This is a genomic window from Pantoea sp. X-Soil-ISGK-355 (assembly GCF_059730805.1).
This window is the reverse complement of the sequence record NZ_AP035971.1, coordinates 1,558,991-1,581,041: the sequence shown is the minus strand read 5'-3', so window position 1 is coordinate 1,581,041 and position 22,051 is coordinate 1,558,991. Positions and strand designations below refer to the sequence as shown.

At 54.4% G+C, this 22,051-nt stretch carries 22 protein-coding genes; 7 read left to right on the top strand and 15 right to left on the bottom strand.

What is annotated here, in order from left to right; translation table 11 throughout:
* The first annotated feature begins 236 nt into the window (after positions 1-236).
* From potA to potD, 4 genes are read left to right on the top strand one after another with little or no spacing between them, the layout of a single operon-like run.
* Positions 237-1,352, top strand: a complete 1,116-nt coding sequence (potA, locus tag AC6I8J_RS07240; protein ID WP_222924179.1) for a spermidine/putrescine ABC transporter ATP-binding protein PotA — start codon at positions 237-239, stop codon at positions 1,350-1,352.
* A complete protein-coding gene (gene potB / locus AC6I8J_RS07235) occupies positions 1,336-2,196 on the top strand; it encodes a spermidine/putrescine ABC transporter permease PotB (RefSeq protein ID WP_161736350.1) in 861 nt (286 codons plus the stop codon). The genes potA and potB overlap by 17 nt, the downstream gene beginning before the upstream one ends.
* Positions 2,193-2,966 carry a spermidine/putrescine ABC transporter permease PotC gene (potC, locus tag AC6I8J_RS07230; RefSeq protein WP_161736349.1) on the top strand — a complete coding sequence of 258 codons (774 nt, stop codon included), beginning with the start codon at positions 2,193-2,195 and terminating at the stop codon, positions 2,964-2,966. The genes potB and potC overlap by 4 nt, the downstream gene beginning before the upstream one ends.
* Positions 2,967-2,977: 11 nt before the next feature.
* On the top strand, positions 2,978-4,021 hold the full coding sequence (potD, locus tag AC6I8J_RS07225; RefSeq protein WP_161736348.1) for a spermidine/putrescine ABC transporter substrate-binding protein PotD: 1,044 nt from the start codon (positions 2,978-2,980) through the stop codon (positions 4,019-4,021).
* A gap of 33 nt (positions 4,022-4,054) precedes the next feature.
* Here potD and cobB read toward each other — a convergent pair whose 3' ends face one another.
* From cobB to lolC, 4 genes are all read right to left on the bottom strand, one after another.
* Positions 4,055-4,888 carry a Sir2 family NAD+-dependent deacetylase gene (gene cobB, locus AC6I8J_RS07220; protein WP_095707369.1) on the bottom strand — a complete coding sequence of 278 codons (834 nt, stop codon included), beginning with the start codon at positions 4,886-4,888 and terminating at the stop codon, positions 4,055-4,057.
* A gap of 146 nt (positions 4,889-5,034) precedes the next feature.
* Positions 5,035-6,279 (bottom strand): lipoprotein-releasing ABC transporter permease subunit LolE, encoded by a 1,245-nt coding sequence (gene lolE, locus AC6I8J_RS07215; RefSeq protein WP_253421608.1) that lies wholly within the window; start codon positions 6,277-6,279, stop codon positions 5,035-5,037.
* A complete protein-coding gene (gene lolD / locus AC6I8J_RS07210) occupies positions 6,279-6,983 on the bottom strand; it encodes a lipoprotein-releasing ABC transporter ATP-binding protein LolD (protein WP_161736345.1) in 705 nt (234 codons plus the stop codon). The genes lolE and lolD overlap by 1 nt, the downstream gene beginning before the upstream one ends.
* Positions 6,976-8,175 carry a lipoprotein-releasing ABC transporter permease subunit LolC gene (gene lolC / locus AC6I8J_RS07205; RefSeq protein ID WP_497825200.1) on the bottom strand — a complete coding sequence of 400 codons (1,200 nt, stop codon included), beginning with the start codon at positions 8,173-8,175 and terminating at the stop codon, positions 6,976-6,978. The genes lolD and lolC overlap by 8 nt, the downstream gene beginning before the upstream one ends.
* 247 nt (positions 8,176-8,422) lie before the next feature.
* On the opposite strand from lolC, the gene AC6I8J_RS07200 reads away from it, so the two are divergent.
* Together AC6I8J_RS07200 and mfd are read left to right on the top strand one after the other, a co-directional pair.
* The gene (locus AC6I8J_RS07200; RefSeq protein WP_013357479.1) at positions 8,423-8,632 is read left to right on the top strand and encodes a hypothetical protein; all 210 of its coding nucleotides are present in this window, start codon (positions 8,423-8,425) and stop codon (positions 8,630-8,632) included.
* A gap of 227 nt (positions 8,633-8,859) precedes the next feature.
* The gene (gene mfd, locus AC6I8J_RS07195) at positions 8,860-12,303 is read left to right on the top strand and encodes a transcription-repair coupling factor (protein ID WP_161736343.1); all 3,444 of its coding nucleotides are present in this window, start codon (positions 8,860-8,862) and stop codon (positions 12,301-12,303) included.
* A 132-nt stretch (positions 12,304-12,435) separates the two neighbouring features.
* On the opposite strand, the gene AC6I8J_RS07190 is transcribed toward mfd, so the two are convergent.
* From AC6I8J_RS07190 to AC6I8J_RS07175, 4 genes are all read right to left on the bottom strand, one after another.
* The gene (locus tag AC6I8J_RS07190; protein ID WP_033732285.1) at positions 12,436-12,978 is read right to left on the bottom strand and encodes a glycine zipper 2TM domain-containing protein; all 543 of its coding nucleotides are present in this window, start codon (positions 12,976-12,978) and stop codon (positions 12,436-12,438) included.
* Positions 12,979-13,383: 405 nt separating this feature from the next.
* Positions 13,384-13,923: a hypothetical protein gene (locus tag AC6I8J_RS07185; RefSeq protein ID WP_497825199.1), complete on the bottom strand. Its 540-nt coding sequence runs from the start codon at positions 13,921-13,923 to the stop codon at positions 13,384-13,386.
* A gap of 118 nt (positions 13,924-14,041) precedes the next feature.
* The gene (locus AC6I8J_RS07180) at positions 14,042-14,452 is read right to left on the bottom strand and encodes a DUF2569 family protein (protein ID WP_497825634.1); all 411 of its coding nucleotides are present in this window, start codon (positions 14,450-14,452) and stop codon (positions 14,042-14,044) included.
* 297 nt (positions 14,453-14,749) lie between these two features.
* A complete protein-coding gene (locus AC6I8J_RS07175; protein ID WP_440829404.1) occupies positions 14,750-15,313 on the bottom strand; it encodes an Ail/Lom family outer membrane beta-barrel protein in 564 nt (187 codons plus the stop codon).
* A gap of 822 nt (positions 15,314-16,135) precedes the next feature.
* Here AC6I8J_RS07175 and AC6I8J_RS07170 point away from each other — a divergent pair.
* Positions 16,136-16,369 (top strand): SymE family type I addiction module toxin, encoded by a 234-nt coding sequence (locus AC6I8J_RS07170; protein WP_222924187.1) that lies wholly within the window; start codon positions 16,136-16,138, stop codon positions 16,367-16,369.
* 170 nt (positions 16,370-16,539) lie between these two features.
* Here the strand turns inward: AC6I8J_RS07170 and AC6I8J_RS07165 are convergent, their stop codons facing one another.
* The 7 genes from AC6I8J_RS07165 to hinT all read right to left on the bottom strand — a co-directional run bounded on the left by AC6I8J_RS07165 (position 16,540) and on the right by hinT (position 21,863).
* The gene (locus tag AC6I8J_RS07165; protein ID WP_161733741.1) at positions 16,540-17,844 is read right to left on the bottom strand and encodes an NAD(P)/FAD-dependent oxidoreductase; all 1,305 of its coding nucleotides are present in this window, start codon (positions 17,842-17,844) and stop codon (positions 16,540-16,542) included.
* A gap of 212 nt (positions 17,845-18,056) precedes the next feature.
* Positions 18,057-18,599 (bottom strand): alpha/beta hydrolase YcfP, encoded by a 543-nt coding sequence (gene ycfP, locus AC6I8J_RS07160; RefSeq protein ID WP_222924188.1) that lies wholly within the window; start codon positions 18,597-18,599, stop codon positions 18,057-18,059.
* Positions 18,600-18,639: 40 nt separating this feature from the next.
* Entirely contained in the window at positions 18,640-19,680 is a 1,041-nt protein-coding gene (gene nagZ, locus AC6I8J_RS07155) for a beta-N-acetylhexosaminidase (protein ID WP_497825198.1), read from the bottom strand.
* A 39-nt stretch (positions 19,681-19,719) separates the two neighbouring features.
* Complete coding sequence (thiK, locus tag AC6I8J_RS07150; protein ID WP_222924189.1) at positions 19,720-20,532, bottom strand: thiamine kinase; 813 nt, start codon at positions 20,530-20,532, stop codon at positions 19,720-19,722.
* Positions 20,519-21,112, bottom strand: a complete 594-nt coding sequence (gene lpoB / locus AC6I8J_RS07145; RefSeq protein ID WP_480343604.1) for a penicillin-binding protein activator LpoB — start codon at positions 21,110-21,112, stop codon at positions 20,519-20,521. The genes thiK and lpoB overlap by 14 nt, the downstream gene beginning before the upstream one ends.
* Positions 21,113-21,123: 11 nt before the next feature.
* Positions 21,124-21,492, bottom strand: a complete 369-nt coding sequence (locus tag AC6I8J_RS07140) for a YcfL family putative periplasmic lipoprotein (protein WP_033732268.1) — start codon at positions 21,490-21,492, stop codon at positions 21,124-21,126.
* Between the two features lie 20 nt (positions 21,493-21,512).
* The gene (gene hinT / locus AC6I8J_RS07135; RefSeq protein ID WP_013357465.1) at positions 21,513-21,863 is read right to left on the bottom strand and encodes a purine nucleoside phosphoramidase; all 351 of its coding nucleotides are present in this window, start codon (positions 21,861-21,863) and stop codon (positions 21,513-21,515) included.
* Positions 21,864-22,051 lie beyond the last annotated feature (188 nt).

The following is a 22,051-nucleotide window of genomic DNA, read 5'->3' as shown; positions in this document are numbered from 1 at the left end:
ACAGGTTAGCGCTGTCGGTGACCTTTGGGAAAGTAATAAGCCCGAAAAAAACGCCTGATTACGTGATTGTTGCGGCAAACCTCGCAATGTTGTTAACAGCCGGGCGAATTGCCGCGGCCAGGCGGGCAAAACATGGCAATGCCTTATTTTTCAGGTATCATCCGCCCCTCTTTGCTGGCTGGCTGCACTGAGCGGCTATGCTGTAACTGTTCGACCTTAGACAGACTGAGACTAAAATGACGCAAACACGCGCACAGCAGGCGCTGGTTACGCTTTCTGGCATCAGTAAAGCTTTTGATGGAAAGACCATCATTGATGATTTTAACCTGACCATCCATCACGGTGAGTTCATCACCCTGCTCGGCCCGTCGGGCTGTGGCAAAACCACCATTCTGCGCCTGATTGCCGGGCTGGAAGCGGCTGATCGCGGCCGTATCTCGCTCGATGACCAGGACATTACTGATACGCCGGCCGAACACCGTCACGTCAATACCGTGTTTCAGAGCTACGCGCTGTTTCCGCATATGACCGTGTCTGAAAACGTTGCTTTTGGCCTGCGGATGCAGAAAACCCCGTCGGCAGAAATTGAGAGCCGGGTAAAGGATGCGCTGGCAATGGTGCAGCTGGAGCACTTTGCCGATCGCCGTCCGCATCAGCTTTCCGGTGGCCAGCAACAGCGTGTGGCCATTGCCCGCGCGGTAGTCAATCGCCCTGAAGTGCTGCTGCTGGACGAATCCCTCTCGGCGCTGGACTACAAGCTGCGCCGTCAGATGCAGAACGAGCTGAAAGCCCTGCAGCGTAAGCTCGGCATTACCTTTGTCTTTGTCACCCACGATCAGGAAGAGGCGCTGACCATGTCCGATCGCATCGTGGTCATGCGCGACGGCAAGGTAGTGCAGGATGGTACACCACGCGAAATCTACGAAGAGCCCGAAAACCTGTTTGTTGCCCGCTTTATCGGCGAAATTAATGTCTTTGACGCTGAAGTGCTCGCCAGCGACAGCGCGCCAGACGTGCGGGCCCGGGTAGAGGGACGCGAGTGCGAGATCCACTGTACTTTCCCGGTTAGCGTGGGTGACCGGCTTCATGTGCTGCTGCGTCCGGAAGATCTGCGGGTGCAGGAGATCCATGATGACAGCGCATCAGATGGCCTGATTGGCTATGTGCGCGAACGTAACTATAAAGGTATGACGCTGGAGTCTGCGGTAGAGCTGGAGAACGGTAAGCTGGTTACGGTCAGCGAGTTCTTTAATGAGGATGACCCGGACGTTGATCACTCGCTTAATCAGAAGATGGCCGTGAGCTGGGTGCCGGGATGGGAGGTGGTACTGCCCTATGAAGCTGATGCGTAATGGTTTTCAGAAGGGGGTCATCGTACTGATCGTCGGCTGGCTGGCGCTGTTCGTTTTTGTGCCCAATCTGATGATTTTTGTTACCAGTTTTCTGACGCGCGATGATGCGCACGTCGTCAGCGCGATGTTGACCTTCAGGAATTACACCCGGCTGCTCGACCCGCTCTATGCGCAGGTGCTGCTGCACTCGCTGAACATGGCGCTGATTGCCACGATCGGCTGTCTGCTGCTCGGCTATCCCTTTGCATGGTGTCTGACAAAACTCACGCCGCGCCTGCGTCCGCTGATGCTGTTTCTGTTGATTGTACCTTTCTGGACCAATTCGCTGATCCGTATCTACGGCCTGAAAATTTTCCTCAGCACCCGGGGCTGGCTGAATGATTTCCTGCTGTCGCTGGGGCTGATCGATAAACCGTTTCGCATCATGTATACCCCGGAAGCGGTGATCCTCGGGCTGATCTACATTCTGCTGCCGTTTATGGTGCTGCCGCTCTACTCCAGTCTGGAGAAGCTTGATAAACCGCTGCTGGAAGCGGCGCGCGACCTGGGTGCCGGTAAGCTGCAGACCTTTTTCCGTATTATTCTGCCGCTGACCATGCCGGGCATCATTGCGGGCTGTCTGCTGGTGTTGATCCCGGCGATGGGGCTGTTCTACGTCGCCGACCTGATGGGCGGCGCAAAGAATCTGCTGATCGGCAACGTCATCAAAAGTCAGTTCCTCAACATCCGCGACTGGCCGTTTGGCGCGGCCACCAGCATTGTGATGACGCTGTTGATGGGATTGCTGTTGCTGATTTACTGGCGCGCGGCGCGACTGCTGAATAACCAGGTGGATTTAGGATGATGGCACGCCTGTTACGCGGCAGTTTTATGGCGATTATTTACGCCTGGTTCTACATACCGATTGTTATTCTGATCGTGAATTCATTTAACGCCTCCCGCTTTGGCATTAACTGGCAGGGTTTCACGACCCGTTGGTACAGCCTGCTGCTGAACAATGACAGTCTGATTCAGGCGGCGCAGCACTCGCTGATCATGGGCGTGCTCTCAGCCAGCTGTGCCACACTGATCGGCGCACTCACCGCTGTCGCACTCTTTCGCTACCGTTTTCGGGGCAAGCCCTTTGTCAGTGGCATGCTATTCGTGGTGATGATGTCGCCGGACATTGTGATGGCTATCTCCCTGCTGGTGCTGTTTATGCTGCTGGGCATTTCGCTGGGCTTCTGGTCACTGCTCTTTTCCCACATTACATTTTGCCTGCCGTTTGTGGTGATTACTGTCTACTCACGTCTGAAGGGCTTTGATGTGCGCATGCTGGAGGCAGCCAAAGATCTGGGTGCCAGCGAAACCATCATCCTGCGCAAAATCATTCTGCCGCTGGCGATGCCAGCCGTCGCCGCTGGATGGTTACTGAGCTTTACCCTGTCAATGGATGATGTGGTGGTCTCTTCCTTTGTCACCGGTCCGACGTTTGAGATTTTACCGCTGAAGATCTACTCGATGGTAAAAGTAGGCGTCTCACCGGAAGTGAATGCGCTGGCCACCATTTTAATGCTGCTGTCATTGCTGCTGGTCGCGGCCAGTCAGTGGCTGCTGCGTGACAGAAATAAATAAGAGGATTGAAGATGAAAAAGAGATCTCACTGGCTGGCGGCAGGTGCACTGTTGCTGGGTATGAACGTGGCGCAGGCAGACAACAGTAATACCCTCTATTTCTACAACTGGACCGAATATGTGCCGCCGGGGCTGCTGGAGCAGTTCACGAAAGAGACCGGCATTAAAGTGATCTATTCGACCTATGAATCCAATGAGAGCATGTACGCCAAACTGAAAACCTGGAAAGATGGCGCTTACGATCTGGTCGTGCCGTCAACTTACTTCGTGGCAAAAATGCGAAACGAAGGGATGCTGCAGAAAATCGACAAAAACCAGCTCAGCAACTTCAGCAACCTCGATCCCGACCTGCTGAATAAACCCTTCGATCCTGACAATAACTACTCGATTCCCTATATCTGGGGCGCGACGGCAATCGGTGTCAACACCGATGAGATCGACGTGAAAAGCGTGACCCGCTGGGCCGATCTGTGGAAGCCGGAATATAAGCAAAGCCTGCTGCTGACCGACGACGCGCGCGAAGTGTTTCAGATGGCGCTGCGCAAGCTGGGATACTCCGGCAATACCCGCGATCCTGAGCAGATCAAAGCCGCTTATTCTGAGCTGAAAAAGCTGATGCCCAATGTGCTGGCCTTCAACTCTGATAATCCGGGTAATCCCTATATGGAAGGCGAAGTGAATCTGGGCATGCTATGGAATGGTTCGGCGTATGTCGCACGTCAGGCGGGCACGCCGTTAGCGATCGTCTGGCCTGAAGAGGGCGGCATTTTCTGGATGGATAACCTGGCGATCCCGGCTAACGCGAAGAACAAGGCAGGCGCGCTGAAGCTGATTAACTTCCTGCTGCGTCCTGACGTCGCGGCGAAAGTGGCGGAAACCATCGGCTATCCTACACCGAACCTCGCAGCGAAGGCGTTGCTGCCACCCGCCGTGGCGAACGATCCATCACTCTATCCACCTGCTGACGTGATTAAGCACGGTGAATGGCAGGATGATGTTGGCGACGCCAGCCTTCAGTACGAAACCCTGTTCCAGCAGCTTAAAGCGGGCCGTTAGAAGAGTTAAAGAGGCGGCTATCAGCCGCCTCGCCTACTTATACAGTCCGCGCAGCAGGGTATGAACAAATTCCGGCACCACTTCGCTCGCCAGGCCGTAATGCCGTTCGGCAAACTCGTTACCCACCTGGCTCGGCTCCAGGTTCAGCTCAACGGTGTGCGCACCCTGCAGTTTGGCCTCATGCACAAAGCCTGCGGCCGGATAAACATGGCCTGAAGTACCGATAGCGATAAAGTAATCGGCCTGTTCCAGCGCCTGATAAATCTGCTCCATACCCAGCGGCATCTCGCCAAACCAGACCACGTGCGGCCGCAGCACAGAGGGGAACTGGCAGCAGGTGCAGCGATCGTCCGGCGTGATATCGCCGGTCCACTCAATCACCTGACCGCTGGTAACGCAGCGCACTTTTAGCAGTTCACCGTGCATATGCAGCACCCGGCTGTTACCGGCACGCTCATGCAAATTGTCGATGTTTTGCGTGACCAGCAGGAAGTTATCGCCCAACACCTGCTCCAGCTCAGCCAGCGCCAGATGGGCAGCATTAGGCTGGATGTCGGCTTCCTGTAGCTGCTGGCGGCGCGCATTGTAGAAACGCTGCACCAGCGCGGGATCGCGCTGAAAGCCTTCGGGCGTAGCAACGTCTTCAACGTGGTGCTCTTCCCACAGGCCGTCAGCCGCGCGGAAGGTTCGGATGCCGGACTCCGCTGAGATGCCTGCGCCGGTCAGCACCACAACATGCGGCTGAGGGTGGGCGGCCAGTTCGGCCTGACGATCGCGCTCAAATATGCGCTGGCGAAAGCGCTGATGCACTTTTCTCCGGGTTTTCTTCAGGCGGGCAAGTCGTATGCGGCGACGTGGTGTACGCATAAAATCTCCTGGCGTAGCAGCTGCGGCGAGCCGCTCTAAACAGATTCCGGGTTAACATCACCCGATAGTAACGGTTGCTGAGGGCATGACCCAACAGCAAAGGTCTTAAACAGATGCGGCGCGAAATCACTCGCGCCGCATTTTTATCACTGACCGCTTAATACCCGAGCCGGGTCAATGCGGCTGGCGCGTCTGGCGGGATACCAGCTCGCCAGCAGGCTCAGCAGAATGGCGGTGATCAGTACTGAGAACACGTCAATCCAGTGCAGTTCCGAGGGCAGGAAATCAATAAAGTAGATATCTCCTGCCAGCAGATGATGACCGGTAATCGATTCCAGCCCACGCACCAGTGAGGTCAGATTCAATGCCACCAGCACGCCAGCCACCACGCCGCTGACGCTGCCCAGCAGGCCCGCCAGCAAACCGTACCAGATAAAGATGGCGCGGATCAGCCGGTCTTTCGCGCCGAGGGTACGGAGTACCGCAATGTCACTGCTCTTATCCTTCACCGCCATCACCAGCGTGGAAACGATGTTAAAGCAGGCGACGCCGATCACCAGCACCATCGCCAGATACATGATGGCGCGGATCATCTGAATGTCGCGGTACATATAGCCGTAGGTGCCAATCCAGCTCTTGATGTAGACATAGGAGCGGGTCGCTTCACCGGCATCGCGCACCAGTTTCACGGCCTGGAACGGGTCTGTCATCTTCAGCGCAATACCGGACACGCTGTCACCCATCTCCAGATAGTGCTGCGCATCGGCCAGCGGCACCAGTGCCAGACTGTGATCGAGCATGCCGCTGAGTTGCAGGATACCGTTGACCTGCAGCCGGATGCGTTTTGGCTGCAGCAATTTGTTATCACCATCGTTGTTCGGGATCATGATGGTGATCCAGTCGCCCTGCTTCACCTTCAGCGATTTAGCAATGCCGCCGCCCAGAATGATCTGTTGCTTACCGGCGGCAAAAGAGGACCAGGCGTTATCGGCGACAAACTGTGGCAGCGCGCTGAGGCGCGGCTCCTGGGCCGGATCGACGCCCTTCACCTGCAGCGCTTCCAGCCGGGCACCGCTCTCAATCAGACCGGTGAAGTTGACATAGGGGGCCGCCGCCGCAATGCCGGGCACTTTTTCAATCGGGGCAATCATCGACTGCCAGTGCTGGAACGGCTGATTAACTGCCTCGATTTCACCGTGCGGCACCACCGCCAGAATGCGGTTATTCAGCTCACGCTCAAAACCGTTCATGGCGCTGAGGCCGATAATCAGCACCGCCACGCCCAGCGCAATCCCGATGGTGGAGATCACCGAAATCAGCGAAACCATCCCGCCACGACGGCGTCCACGGCTGAAGCGCAGGCCCAGCAACAGGGATAACGATGAACCCATTACAGCGCTCCTGCCAGAGTGAGCTGATCGCTTAACTGGCCATCACGCATCTCCATCTGACGCGTCATGCGTTTTGCCAGCATCAGATCGTGCGTCACCACCAGAAAGGCGGTGCCCTGACGGACGTTCAGCTCGCCCAGCAACTCAAAAATAGCGTCGGCGTTACGCGCATCCAGGTTGCCGGTGGGTTCATCTGCCATTACCAGCCGTGGACGGTTGACCAGCGCACGGGCGATCGCTACGCGCTGACGCTCGCCGCCGGACAGTTCAGACGGCCGGTGCGCGGCACGATGGTCCAGCCCGACTGCAGCCAGCATCTCGCGGGCGCGATCCTGCGCTTCCGCTTTCGCGATTTTGCCAATCAGCAGCGGCATCGCCACGTTCTCCAGCGCACTGAAGTCCGGCAGAAGATGGTGGAACTGATAAATAAAGCCCAGCTCGCGGTTACGCAGCTCTGCTTTGGCCGACGAGGACATGGCGTTCAGCGACTGACCATCAAACACCACATCGCCCGACGTCGGCGCATCCAGACCGCCCAGCAGATGCAGCAGCGTACTTTTACCGGAACCGGAGCTGCCGACAATCGCCGTCAGTTCACCGGGCTGGAGGCTGAAAGCCACATTGCGCAGCACATCGGTCTGCACGCTGCCTTCCTGATAGCGTTTGCACAGGTCGCGGCACTGCAACAAAGGAGTGTTACTCATAACGTAAAGCCTCAGCAGGTTGAACGGCGGCAGCGCGCCACGAAGGATAGAGCGTAGACAACAGCGCCACAATCATCGCGCTGAGGGCGATGGTGACCACCTGCCACACATTGATATCAACCGGCAACGCGGCGCCATCGAGGAACAGGCCAATCACCGGCATTAAGTTATTAAGCTGGCTGGCCAGCAGTACACCGAGCAGCGTGCCGAGCAGCGTGCCGATAATCCCGGCGCTGGCACCCTGCACCATAAACACCGCCACTATTTGCCGACGCGTCAGGCCCTGGGTCTGGAGAATCGCCACTTCGCCCTGCTTCTCCATGATCAGCAGGCCTAATGATGTAATGATGTTAAAGGCGGCCACGGCGATAATCAGGCTCAGCAGCAGACCCATCATGTTCTTCTCCATGCGTACTGCCTGGAAGAGATCGCCTTTGCGCTCGCGCCAGTCTTTCCAGACCAGGCCCGCAGGCAGTGTCTGCTGACTCAGACTGTCGACCGACAGCGGTTTATCCAGCCAGAGTCGCCAGCCGGTAATGTTACCGGCCGGATAGCGCATCACGCGCGACGCATCCTGAAGATTGACCAGAATCTGATAACCATCGACTTCGCTATTGGCGGCATAGGTGCCTGCCACGGTAAACAGACGCTGGCTCGGTACGCGTCCCATCGGGGTAAACTGGCTGACCGACGGCACCATCAGACGCAGCTGATCGCCACGTTTAACGCCAAGCTGTGACGCCAGCTGTTCACCGAGGATCACATTGTACTGTCCGGCCTGCAGCACGCTCTGCTGGGTGTTGACCAGGAACGGCGTCAGCGGATCTTTTTCTTCCGGCTCAATCCCCAGCATCACACCAACGGAGACGCTGTTCGGACTTTGCAGCACCACACTGGCGGTGGTCAGCGGCGCGATACGGCTGACACCCTGCAGATTCAGCGAAGTGGCGGGTTGCTGCTGTGGATTGAGACTGCCTTTGTCGCTGGTGATCAGCGCCTGAGGCATCAGGCCAAGAATATTGCCTTCAAGTTCACGCTCAAAACCGTTCATCACCGATAAGACAGTGACCATCGCCAGCACGCCGAGCGTGATGCCAATCGTTGAGAGCCAGGAGACAAAGCGACCAAAGCGATCCGATGCTCGTCCGCGCATGTAACGCAGACCGATAAATAGCGCGACAGGTTGATACATGGAATCCAGTAAGCCGTTGCCTGAAAATAGGTAGGGGGATGATAAAGGAGCGGCTCGTTTTATGAAACCTCTAACCCTCTGAGTCGGCAGCAAAGTTGCGTCAGAATACGTCACATTTACGACTAAAGCCGCAGAATAGACGATAAAGCCATCGCTTATTGGCTGATTATCCAGCGCCCTGGCGCGTAGACTATAATCTGTAACAGGATAAGAGGTAATTTATCGCACAGCGATAGAGGCAGCGACCATGTTGAAATTTCCCAAAGGCAGCATCGTTAAACATCAATCCGGGGAAATCAGAGGCGAAATCATCAACGTCTTTGAGCAGGGAAGCGCACCAGCCGGCTACTACGTAAAGTGGGACGACGGCAACCTCAGCTATCATCCTGAGCAGGAGTTATCCTGGGCAAATATCGACCGCCCACGCATGTATTACACACAGCAATCCATAAAATAGAATGCCCGTTTAACCCCGTCGCTGCACAGCGACGGCGGTTTTTTCTGATCCCGCTCCAGACTCGTCTATCCTCTCTCTATCCGCTGTATTACCGCCGACGCCCGGTAATGGCTGACCGATCCCCGGGTTCAGCGCGGCGCGGCAGGAAAATTGTGCCGCAGAGGTGATCCCCCTGACATAATATGGAATGATTACGTCCTGGAAAAATGGAGCAACCCCGAGATCCCATGCCCGAACAGACTCGTTATACCCTGCCCGTTAAATCCGGCGATCATCGCCAGCTCGGCCAGCTTATCGGCGCTGCGCATGCGGTTGAGTGTGCCAGTATTACCGAACGACATGCTGGTCCGGTGTTAATGATTACACCCGATACCCAAACCGCTCTGCGTCTGCTGGATGAAATCCGCCAGTTTACCGATCTGCCGGTGTCGCACCTTGCCGACTGGGAGACGCTGCCGTATGACAGCTTTTCGCCGCATCAGGATATTATCTCTGCGCGACTGTCGACCCTCTACCAGCTGCCGGTGATGCAGCGCGGTCTGCTGATCATGCCGGTCAATACCCTGATGCAGCGCGTCTGTCCGCACAGTTTCCTGCACGGCCATGCGCTGGTGATGAAGCAGGGGCAAAAACTGTCACGCGACCGGCTGCGCGATCAGCTTGAGCAGGCCGGTTACCGCCATGTCGATCAGGTGATGGAGCACGGTGAATACGCCACGCGCGGCGCCCTGCTCGATCTGTTTCCGATGGGCAGCGATCAGCCCTACCGCATCGACTTTTTCGATGATGAGATCGACAGCCTGCGCCTGTTCGACGTCGATAATCAGCGTACGCTGGAAGCGGTGCCGGAAATCAATCTGCTGCCCGCACATGAATTTCCCAGCGACAAAGCCGCCATTGAGCTGTTCCGCAGCCGCTGGCGCGAAATTTTTGATGTGCGCCGCGAGTCGGAGCACGTCTATCAGCAGGTCAGCAAAGGCACGCTGCCCGCGGGCATCGAATACTGGCAGCCGCTGTTCTTCGAGCAGCCGTTACCCAGCCTGTTCAGCTATCTGCCTGACAACACCCTGATTGTGAACTGCGGCGACCTTGAAGGCAGCGCCAGCCGCTTCTGGCAGGATGCTGAGGCGCGCTATGAGAACCGTCGCGTGGACCCGATGCGTCCGCTGCTGGAACCGGTCACCCTGTGGCTGCGTCCCGACGCGTTAATGGGCGAACTGAAAGCCTGGCCGCGCATCCAGATGACCAACGAGGTGCTGCCCGCCAAAGCCGCGAATACCAATCTCGGTTACATCCCGCTGCCAGATCTCGCCGTTCAGGCGCAGGCGAAAGCGCCGCTCGACCATCTGCGGCAGTTTATTGAGACTTTCAGCGGCGCCGTGGTCTTCTCGGTCGAAAGTGAAGGCCGCCGCGAGAGCCTGCAGGAGCTGCTGGCCCGGATTAAACTGCGTCCTCAGTCAGTGCACCGTTTTGATGAAACCGTCGACGATCGTTTCACGCTGATGATCGGTGCCAGCGAGCGTGGTTTCATCGATACCCAGGGTAACCGGGCGCTGATTTGCGAAAGCGATCTGCTGGGCGAACGCGTCAGCCGTCGCCGTCAGGATACCCGTCGTACCATCAATCCCGACATTCTGATCCGTAACCTGGCGGAGTTGCATCCCGGTCAGCCAGTAGTGCATCTGGAGCACGGCGTGGGCCGCTATATCGGCCTGACTACGCTGGAAGCAGGCGGCATTGAGGCGGAATACCTGATGCTCTCCTACGCCAATGACGCCAAACTCTATGTGCCGGTTTCATCGCTGCACCTGATCAGCCGCTATGCGGGCGGAGCTGACGATAATGCGCCACTGCATAAGCTGGGCAGTGATGCCTGGTCGCGCGCGCGGCAGAAAGCGGCGGAGAAAGTACGCGATGTGGCGGCCGAACTGCTGGATATCTATGCCCAGCGCGCCGCCAAAACCGGTTTTGCCTTTAAGCATGACCGTGAGCAGTATCAGCTGTTCTGCGAAAGCTTCCCGTTTGAAACCACACCCGATCAGGCACAGGCGATCAACGCCGTGCTGAGCGATATGTGCGAACCGCTGGCGATGGATCGTCTGGTGTGCGGTGACGTGGGCTTTGGTAAAACGGAAGTAGCGATGCGCGCGGCGTTTCTGGCCATCGAGAACCACAAACAGGTGGCCGTACTGGTGCCGACTACCCTGCTGGCACAGCAGCACTACGACAACTTCCGTGACCGCTTCGCCAACTGGCCGGTTCGCATTGAGATGCTTTCCCGCTTCCGTACCGCCAAAGAGCAGGCACAGGTGCTGGAACAGGCCAGCGAGGGTAAAATCGACATTTTGATCGGCACCCACAAACTATTGATGAGTGACCTCAAGTGGCACGATCTCGGCCTGCTAATTGTCGATGAAGAGCACCGGTTTGGGGTGCGTCACAAAGAGCGCATCAAGGCGATGCGTGCTGATGTGGACATCCTGACCCTGACCGCCACGCCGATCCCGCGCACCCTGAATATGGCCATGAGTGGCATGCGCGATCTTTCCATTATCGCTACCCCGCCTGCCCGCCGTTTAGCGGTAAAAACCTTTGTCCGTGAATACGACGACGTGGTGATCCGCGAAGCGATTCTGCGTGAAGTTCTGCGTGGCGGACAGGTCTACTATCTCTACAATGACGTTGAAAATATAGATAAAGCGGCGCAGCGTCTCAGCGATCTGGTGCCGGAAGCGCGGGTGGCGATTGGTCATGGACAGATGCGCGAGCGTGAGCTGGAGCGGGTGATGAACGATTTCCATCATCAGCGTTTCAACGTGCTGGTCTGTACCACCATTATCGAAACCGGGATCGACATTCCGACCGCGAACACCATCATCATCGAACGGGCCGACCACTTTGGCCTGGCGCAGCTGCATCAGCTGCGTGGTCGCGTCGGTCGTTCGCATCATCAGGCGTATGCCTGGCTGTTGACGCCGCATCCGAAGTCGATGACCGCGGACGCACATAAACGCCTGGAAGCGATCGCCTCACTCGAAGATCTGGGCGCCGGTTTTGCGCTGGCAACCCACGACCTGGAGATTCGCGGGGCTGGCGAGCTGCTGGGTGATGAGCAGAGCGGACAGATGGAGACGCTGGGCTTCACGCTCTATATGGAGCTGCTGGAGAATGCCGTCGATGCGCTAAAAGCGGGTCGCGAGCCGTCACTGGAAGATCTCACCAGCAACCAGACTGAGGTGGAACTTCGCATGCCGGCGCTGTTGCCCGAGAGCTTCATCCCGGATGTCAGCACCCGTCTTTCACTTTATAAGCGCATCGCCAGCGCGGAGGCTGAAGAGGAGTTGCAGGAGCTGAAGGTTGAGATGATCGACCGCTTCGGCCTGCTCCCTGACCCTGCGCGTAATCTGCTGGACGTGGCGATTATCCGTCTGAAAGCCCGCGCGGTCGGTCTGCGTAAGATCGAAGCCAGCGACAAAGGCGGCTATTTCGATTTTGCGCCGCAGAACAAGGTCGATCCGGCATGGCTGATTAGTCTGCTGCAGAAAGAGCCACAGCAGTGGAAACTGGATGGGCCAACACGCCTGCGGTTTACCCGTGAACTGTCGGAAAGAAAAATTCGTATGGATTGGGTGCAGGGCTTCGTTTCACAACTGGCTGAGCATCAGGCGTAACCCTCTGCCCGCGCTTTGCTGAGCTAATCGGTAAAGTGCGGGAAAATGGCGATAAAAAAGGCGCATCTTTGAGATGCGCCTTTTTCATTACGTCGTGCTGTGTGGCCGCCAGTGCGGCAAAGCTTTGCCCAATTACGCCTGGTCACCGTTGAGAATCAGCTGACCATTGCGATCCAGTGGAATACGCGTGCCGGGGTCGTTCTCCATACGGATTTTACCCTGCTGATCGCCTATTTTATAGGTCACGTCATATCCCAGTTTTTTCTCTTGTTTGTCATACACTGTTTTACAGCGCTGTTCGGTTGTGGTGTAGGTATCACGATCCTGCAGTCCGCCCTGGACCTGATTACCCGCATAACCGCCTGCCAACGCACCTGCTACTGTCGCGACATCCTTACCGCGACCGCCACCGAACTGGTGACCGAGAACTCCACCTGCCACTGCACCTAATACAGAGCCAGCAAGACGGTTCTCATCCTGTACGGCCCGACGGTGAGTCAGTGTGACATTACGGCACTCCTGACGTGGCTGTCTGATGCTCTCTTTGATTGGCGTTGCAGCCAGTACCTGAGCGTATTGAGGACCGCGATCAAACACGTTCATGCCTGCTACGGCGGCAACACCCAGCGCTGCTGCCACACCAATACCGATACCCGCTAACATTGATTTATTCACAGGAAGTTCCTCCTGAAAGTGTTACCGCGCAATCCTGCTGTTAAAGCATCCTCATTGACTGAGGTATAACCGGCGTGCGCGACGCGCCGTGTTTGTTGAGATGAAGTTTTACAGATGGACCGAAAATGCAACATCAGATAAATGGAGGAAATTGGTCACTTTGCTATCAGGACCAGTTTTTAGGAGAGTTCTGAGGTGAAGGGAGTTGTTGCTGGTGTCGATTTAATAAAAAAATTTAACTAATTAAATCAACTGGATAAATTTATCTCAAGCGTTATGCAGACGCTGACTGTCTGTTCTGGCAGCGGCCTTTTCAGCGCTACCTGTAAGCATGTTCACTGGATGCCGTCATCGGGCATATTCCTTCCTGAAGCACCCAGGCTTCAGGAAGGAAGAAAAAGGAGACTAATCAAAAATACTCTCTGACGGGCATTCCTTCACCTCGCCCCAGCCCACAACGATGCCGTTTGGGGTGAGATTTTTGATTGAAACGCTATCGCCTGAATATTCAGAGCCTCTGACCACGATATCGTAATCATCGTTAGCCTGAGGAATAAATTCAACAGTGGCAGATTTTTGAGTGTTCTGATAGTACCCAGTCTTAGTCCAGTAGTGGATGACCCGAATCATTTGTCCCGGCTTCAGGGTGAACTCATTGATGAAAGCACCATTATTATCAGATGAGGCTGGCATACCTATTCGTTTATTCCCTGTGACAGGGATACCCAGAATGGCAAAGCCAGAAGTAATACGGCGTTCCAGTACTTTTTTATAGCAACCTGAACCCTGCTTTTCAAAGAACTGAAGAGCCGTATTGCCCTCTGAAGCGACGCGAATCCGGGCCGCATCCTGTCCTTTGTAATCATCCAGTGAAGGTCTGAAACCTGCCGTGCAGCCACTCAATAATAGTGCTATCAATCCGGAGATGATGATTTTTGCCGCCATTGTTTATTGTCCTTAATTTAACTGACACAGACTGGAATTGGTTATTTTATTGGTACTATAACGAGGCGGGTGTTGCGTTACACATCGTTTATTTTGTGACAAAAAAATATTGACCGTATTAATGCACAAAGACTTTATTAATCCTGCTGGAAAAAATAAAGTATGGTACCCATATCAGACAACTGATTAAGGCCCGAGCCAGAATATTGATAGCAGGCTGCGTAAGGTTTACGTGAAAAACCAAAGCAGGATAAAGCGTGCAAAAACTCGCAAAGATAAGACCGTATAAATAGTACGTTATCATCACGTATCTGGTTTTTACTTTCTTCCTAAAGAAGAACCAGCAAGCCAGCACTGTTACGGGAGCATTAATAATGGACAGCGCTAATAATAAAACACTAAAACTATTAACCACACCTTGTTTCTGATAAGTGTTGGCAATCAACGAAACAATACAAAAATCATTATACAGCATCGTAAAAAAACCAATAATCAAGCCTAAAGCTGGCAGATATAATAAGCCATTAATCCTGCCCTCTTCTTTTTTTCACAATTATCACAAAAGCCTGATTATTTATTCTCTTCTGCTTCCTGACATTTAATGCATAACATTCTCGCCCCCTGAAGCTGTAATTGTTTTTCTTTGTTTTAACAAAATTCAAACCGGTTAATTCAGAAGATCGACGTCTTTGGTCAGACAGGATCAGGTACTAATTTAAATGTATCGAAGAACTGCCTGATTCGACCTTTATAAAAAACGGTCCTTTCCAGAGTGCAAAAAAACAACCCTGACCAGATGACCAGGGTTGCGGTTTTTAGCGTTGAATCAGAAACGGTATCCGATGCCGATGTTAAAACCATTGATGGCAACATCTTCGTTATATTTTACGCGAGTACCTTCATAGCCAACACTCACAGAGAGGTTGCTGATAGGATTCACGACAACGCCAGCGCCATAGGCAAAAGAGGTTTTATTTTCGCTATATTCTTCGGAGTAGACTCCGGGATAAGTCACGTTCTCATCCACTTTGGTATGGGCAACACCAATTAATCCATAGAAGCTGATGTAGTCATTGATGCGATATGCAGGACCTGCCATCAGTGAGTAATATTTCACTTTGGTTTTTCCATCATATCCGCTGACATCGCCATAAAAATCTTCTCGCTCAGAAAAACTTTGATCGCCTTTTAGATAGCTGAACGAACCAATAACGCTGAGAGGAGAGTCCCACTCATAGCGATACTGAACATTGACACCACGAATGTTTTTGAAGTCATCAACTTTGCTTTGAGCATAGCCGATCGAGACAGTGTGATTATCAGCCAGCGCATTGCTGCCCACGAGCAGACCGCCACACAGTAATGCCAGCATCGTCATTTTAGAGGTCATGTAATTAATTCCTTTTCATAATCTAACATTATTTCCCTGCGCTAATCGCAGGACTTCATTCCCTGAATCACCCATACCCGACGGATAGGATAGAGTTTTTATCAATCCATCTGTATCGGACAGGAATTTCATGTAGCGCTCCGCGCCTGATGTTCAGATCGGTCGGAGAGCATCTATTCATACCCGGATTTTTTAAATCAGGCTGGCCTGAGTCAATGTGAAACTTAAACGCCAGCCTTATTAAATGGAACTTCGGCCATTTAATTTAGGTTAAGTAAAGAATTTAACCACAGGAATCATTCTCGCGGTTAATTACCAATCAATCCTTAATGGCATTATTAGACCAAAAAGAATTAGAGGTATCAAGACCGAGTTGCCATAAAAAAGCAAAAATCCCTGGAAACCATTTCGGCACATACATCCAGAAAATTATCCTGCCTTATACAATCCATTAACGCAGATTATTAACTGACCTATATACCCACAACCCATTAAAAGACTAAGTTACAGTTCTATTTAAACCCCTCTGAATAAATGAAAGCATTCGGAAAAATAACACCTGTATTTTCCCAAAAAGCGTCACCCTCAAGCTGACTGCGAAGAAAAAATGAACGAAAGCCAGACCGGAGAAAAACTATCTGGTTTTCAGAGATAGCTCGCAATTTATTACTCAGCTTTCAGCGAGTTTACGTGGCAGGAGGTGTATATTTAAACAGGTAAAAACGGAACAGGAAGCACATAACGAGAGATTTTTTAGCGCGGGCTGAAGGTGGTGGAACACCAATAGCCCGCTGACCACAACTAACTGATTGGGAGTTAATTATAGCTGACACGCATCATAAGTCAGGGACCCGCACGTCCACAACCGCCGCTGGTGAATCGCGAGCACATTATTACAGAGTGGGATACCGGCCTAATAGGGGCCAGCCGAACCCACTGCCGCAGCTCACCATTAAAGGCCGCTGGCTGGAAGCGCTGGGATTTACGACCGGGCAGAAGATCGAGGTGATCACCGGGCCGGGACAGTTGATCATCCGGCTGGCGAATGAAGGATAATTGACTGACCTGTAAAGAAAAATCCCGGCATTAAGTCCGGGATTTCTTATTAATCATCATACAGGAAACTGAAGTTTAATTTGTCTTAATGTGTGCCCCTCAAGGGCATAAAAAAGCCCCCTCAGAATCGAGGAGGCTTAGCATTAATTAGCCAGCGTTATTGCTGTTGCTTAGTGCAGCTTCAGCCGGGGACGAATAACCCGGTTAATACTGCCGACCAGCATCATCAGGCCGGTTTTAAAATAGCCATGGAGTGCTATCTGGTGCATACGATAGAGAGAGATGTAGACAAAGCGCGCTATGCGCCCTTCTACCATCATTGAACCGCGCATCAGGTTGCCCATCAGGCTGCCGACCGTACTGAAGCGGGAGAGCGACACCAGCGAGCCATGATCTTTGTAGACATAAGCCTTCAGCGGTTTGCCCTGGCGCTGAGCAAGGATATTGTCCATGGCGCGTGAGGCCATCTGGTGCGCTGACTGGGCGCGCGGTGGTACAAATCCGCCGCCCGGCAAGGCACAGGAGGCGCAGTCGCCAATCGCGTAGATGTCATCATCCAGCGTGGTCTGCAGCGTCTCCTTTACCACCAGCTGATTGATGCGGTTGGTTTCCAGTCCGCCAATCTCTTTCAGGAAGTCCGGCGCTTTAATGCCCGCCGCCCAGACCATCAGATCGGCTTCAATAAACTCACCGCCTTTGGTATTCAGGCCATTCTGCTCAGCGCTGGTGACCATGGTCTGCGTCAGAACGCGCACGCCCAGTTTGGTCAGCTCCTGATGTGCCGCAGCTGAGATGCGCGGTGGCAGTGCAGGCAGAATACGTTCGCCCGCTTCGACCAGCGTCACGTTCAGCGCTTCGCGTCCCAAACCTTTAAATCCGTAGCTGTGCAGCTGTTTGACCGCATTATGCAGCTCCGCTGACAGCTCAACGCCCGTTGCGCCGCCACCCACGATGGCGATGTTGACTTTTTCGACCCTGCCTTCGCTGGCGGAGAATTTCAGGAACAGGTTAAGCATCTCATTATGGAAACGACGCGCCTGATGCGGGTTATCCAGGAAGATACAGTGATCTTTGACGCCCGGCGTGCCGAAATCGTTTGAGGTGCTGCCCAGCGCCATTACCAGCTGGTCGTAGGCCACTTCACGCTGTGGCACCAGCACTTCACCCTGTGCATTCAGCACTTCTGCCAGACGGATTACTTTGCGGCTGCGATCGATGTCGGTGAGCGAACCGAGCTGGAACTCAAAACCGTGATTGCGGGCATGAGCAAGATAGCTCAGCGCATCAATCCCTTCATCCATCGAACCGGTAGCGACTTCGTGCAGCAGCGGTTTCCACAGATGGCTGTGGTTACGGTCCACCAGGATAATCTCGGCCTTCTTTTTACGACCCAGTTTATGGCCCAGCTGCGTTGCCATTTCCAGGCCGCCCGCTCCCCCTCCAACAATAACAATTCTCTTAACAGACGTAGTCAACAAAGACCCCCTCAAATTGTGAACCAAAAGTTAACCAAAGGTTAAATTAAACCTTAAGAAACATAGGGTTGGCGAAGTTAAAATCGCAATCTGCTGGCAGAATAACATGGCGGGAAGAGGAGAACATAAGAATATTGATATACATCAAAGCGGGGTAATAAAACTCGGATAATTACGTAATGAAAACAGGCACCTTGCGGTGCCTGTCCGGCTTAACCTGATGTTTTGAAAGCTTTTATCCGCTGAAGATGTGGGGATATATTTTTGAACTTATGCCCCTCAGTCTCGTCCCAGACGATTTCATAGAAGGGATGCAGCTGGTCGGCGGTGCGCTGGCTGTCCAGTGCCTCATCCTGACGGGAGAGAAAAGTCAGACAGCGGTCACGATTGCGTTCGCGAAAATCGCTGACGCATTTCGTGGCGATGTCCTGGTACTCTTCTGGCCGGTCGATCTTCCCCTCCATATTCTCCTGCGGAAAGAGGTTGGGATTGAAGATCGCCTGCCGGATACCGCACAGAAAACCGATGCGCTCTGACCAGAAACCGCCCAGCCCGACGCCACAAATCAGCGGGCGGTCGTCGTCGGACAGCGTCAGCATTTTATCGGTCTCTTTCAGCAGAAATTGCATGTCATGTTTAGGATGACGGGTGCTGTAACTGATCAACCTGACGTCTGGATCGATAAATTGCAGTTGCAGCACCTTTTCGTGATTGCCCGGACTACTGGAATCAAAACCGTGCAGATAGATGATCATGATAATCCTCAGGTTAGTGATAGCGCCGGGCAGTCACTGCCTACCACGACGCTTTGTGAGCCAGCCAGCGTTCCTGAAGTGCACTCAGTTGCTGGGCATTATTTTTCCAGCGATGTGTAGCCTGCAGTTCATCGCGGGTAAACCTGCCCTGATGATACAGCTGCGTAATCCGCTCTGACCCGACCAGGATCAGGTTATCCAGCACACTGATAGCACCCTGCCGCTGATTGCAGACCAGAATCATGTCACAACCGGCAGAAAGGGATTGCTGCGCGCGCTCAGGATAGCTGCCCATTACAGCGGCGCCCTCCATTGAGAGATCGTCGGAGAAAATCACGCCGTCGAAACCCAACTGTTCGCGCAGCACAGTTTTAAGCCAGTAGGGCGAACCACTGGCGGGCAGCGGATCAACGTCGGTGTAGATGACATGTGCAGGCATAATCGCATCCAGTGCCTGCTCGGTAATCAGCTTGCTGAAAATCGCCATGTCGTGCTCACGCAGCGTTTTTTCATCGCGTGGATCGCGTGGCGTCTCTTTATGCGAATCAGCGCTGACCGCGCCATGTCCCGGGAAATGTTTGCCGGTCGTCTTCATGCCCGCCTCGTGCATCCCCGCAATAAAGCGGCGGGCAACAGCCAGAGCAATCGCCGGATCGGCATGGAAAGAACGATCGCCAATCGCGGCGCTGATATGACCAATATCGAGTACCGGCGCGAAGCTGATGTCGATATCCATGGCAATCATCTCGGCCGCCATCTGCCAGCCCGCCTGCTGCGCCATTTCGCCAGCGGTTTCTGCATCGTGAAGTGCCGCAAAGGATTGCATGGCAGGCAGTTGGGTAAAGCCGTCACGGAAACGCTGCACGCGACCGCCCTCCTGATCCACCGCCACCACCAGCCGGGTGTGAGAGGCGGCGCGGATCTGTCGCACCAGCTCTGCCAGCTGAGCCGGGTCGTGATAGTTTCGGGCAAATAAAATTAAGCCGCCCACCAGCGGATGCTGCAGGATGTCGCGTTCTTCGCCATCCAGTTCATAACCCTCGACGTCGAGCATCAGAGGGCCGGGTAAATCTGATCTCATAACCTGAATCCTGTAGCGAAACGCACCTGCGTAACGCGATTAAATCTGTTCCCAGCTCTGTCGGGCCAGCTGGTGTAATGTTTCGTCGTCACCCTGACCGGCACGCAGCTGATACCAGCTGGCCATCAGCAGACGCAGCCAGGGTTGCCAGCGTCTGACCTGCTGCACCAGCGCGGGAAGAGGCAGTTGCATCGCTGCGGCGTACTCTGCCAGCCAGTCAGCATGGTGCTGCGGATCGCTGGCACAGACAGCCGCCAGCTCCAGCGCCACGTCGCCATCGGCGGCATACTCCCAGTCGATCAGACGCAGACCTTCGGGACCTTGTATGACATTGCCGGCATGCAGATCCATGTGCAGCGGAGCCAGCCTCAGCGGCTGGGGTTCACCCTGCTGCGTCAGACGCCTGAGCGCCCGCAACCAGCGGTGATGCCGCTGTGGCGTGAGCTGCCAGTAGCGCCATAACAGCGGCAACAACTGCAGACGATAGCCGGTCAGCGGCTGCTGATGTAGCTGCCGCAGGAGTGCCACGATCTGTGGACGCTGCTGGCTGAAGCAGTGTTCATCCAGCGCTTCGCCTGCGCACCAGGTCAGGATAATCCCCTGACGATGCCCTGCCACGGGCTGCGGTGCCAGTCCGCTGTCTTGCAATTTGCGTAACAGACGGAATTCGCGCTGCCGATCCACAAACGGAATAGTCGGTTGCGGTGCCGCCCGCGCGATAAAGGTTCCGCGCGGGCTGACAATCTTCTGGCTGTGCCCGGTCAGACCGGCCAGCGGGATAGTTGATACCTTATCTGGCTCGCCGGTAACCTGCTGAATTACCCGCTGAAAGACGGAATTAATTCTGTGCAATGCCGTTGCCGGACCAGATGATCTCGCCTGTCTGAACCAGCATCAGCTGCATCTGCAGCGTCGGCGCTTTGACATCGCCTCGCGCGTTGCTGTAAAGCACATACTGAGCATTAACGTTACGCGCCAGGCCAATCGCTTTACTGCGCGAGTTCAGGCTGTCATCCGGCGATAATCCCAGCGTCTGCTTAGCCTGCGCCAGTTGATCGGCAGAAACCAGCGTGAATTTGCCGTTGTTGTTCAGCGCATTCTGGATAGCCGCTGTCGCTTTTTCGCTTTGCAGCGCGCCATTGGTACTGTTTTTGATGCGGTCTACCAGCAACACGCTGCCCGGCTCGGCGCTGGCGGCCTGTAACATCTGCGCCACCAGCGGCTGAACGCTGGCATCCCAGTTGATAGTGACCAGTTTCGGTGGTTGCGGCACTGGCTGTGGTTGCGGCACCGGTTCAGGTTGTGGAACGGGCTGCACCGGCTCCACAGGTTTAGTCGGTTCAACCGGGGCAGGCTGCTGCTGTTTCACCACACAGCCGGTCAGAATGAGCGCCATCAGGAGCGCTCCGGTACGATTAACACTGCGTATCACGTAGAAAATCCTTAAAGATAGAGATAAAGACGAACCTTGCTGGCAGTCAGGTTACCCAGCTGCGAGGTGGCGACAATGCTGCCCTGCGCCGGAACGGTAACGGTCTGCGCCGGTTCCTGCGGGGTGATTTCCAGCCCTTTGTCGTCATACCAGTAGTAACGATAGTGCACAACAACCGGTGTTTCGCGCTGATTATAGAGCACGCTGGTGGCACGCTTCAGTCCATCGTTCTCATCCAGCGTCGGTTCATCGGTAATGATCCCTGCCGACAACACAGAGGACTCCATCACCAGCGACTGTGACGTATTGATCATCGGTTTTTCACTGCTGCAGGCCGTCAGGCAGAGCAGGATCGGCAGGCCAGTCAGCCAGGATCGCATAGCATTTTTCCGTTATCAGGTCAGTCAGAGAGCATCGGGCCTAGCGGTTCGCCGCCCAGCAGATGCATATGGATGTGATAGACCTCCTGACCACCATGTTGATTGCAGTTCACAATCAGCCGATAACCATTTTGATCGATACCTTCCTGACGCGCGATTTTCGCCGCGGTAGTAAACATACGTCCCAGCGCATGCTCATGCGCCGCTTCCGCCTCGTTGACCGTTGGGATCAGCACATTCGGCACGATTAAAATATGGGTCGGGGCTTTGGGCGAAATGTCGCGAAAGGCAGTGACCAGCTCATCCTGATAAACCACATCAGCGGGGATTTCGCGGCGGATAATTTTACTAAAAATGGTTTCTTCTGCCATGGTGCAATTCCTTTAGCTTTAGCCTGAGTCTTAATCAATCAGTATGCGGGAGAAATTTGTTTTCTTTCAACCTCAGGACCACTTTTCTTGCATTGTTCGCCTGCCTTTGCAGCAGCACCCTCTCTCCGTGACCCGCACCCTGTTCAGAATGCCGGCAACGCCGCTGCCACACCATAAAATGAAACGCT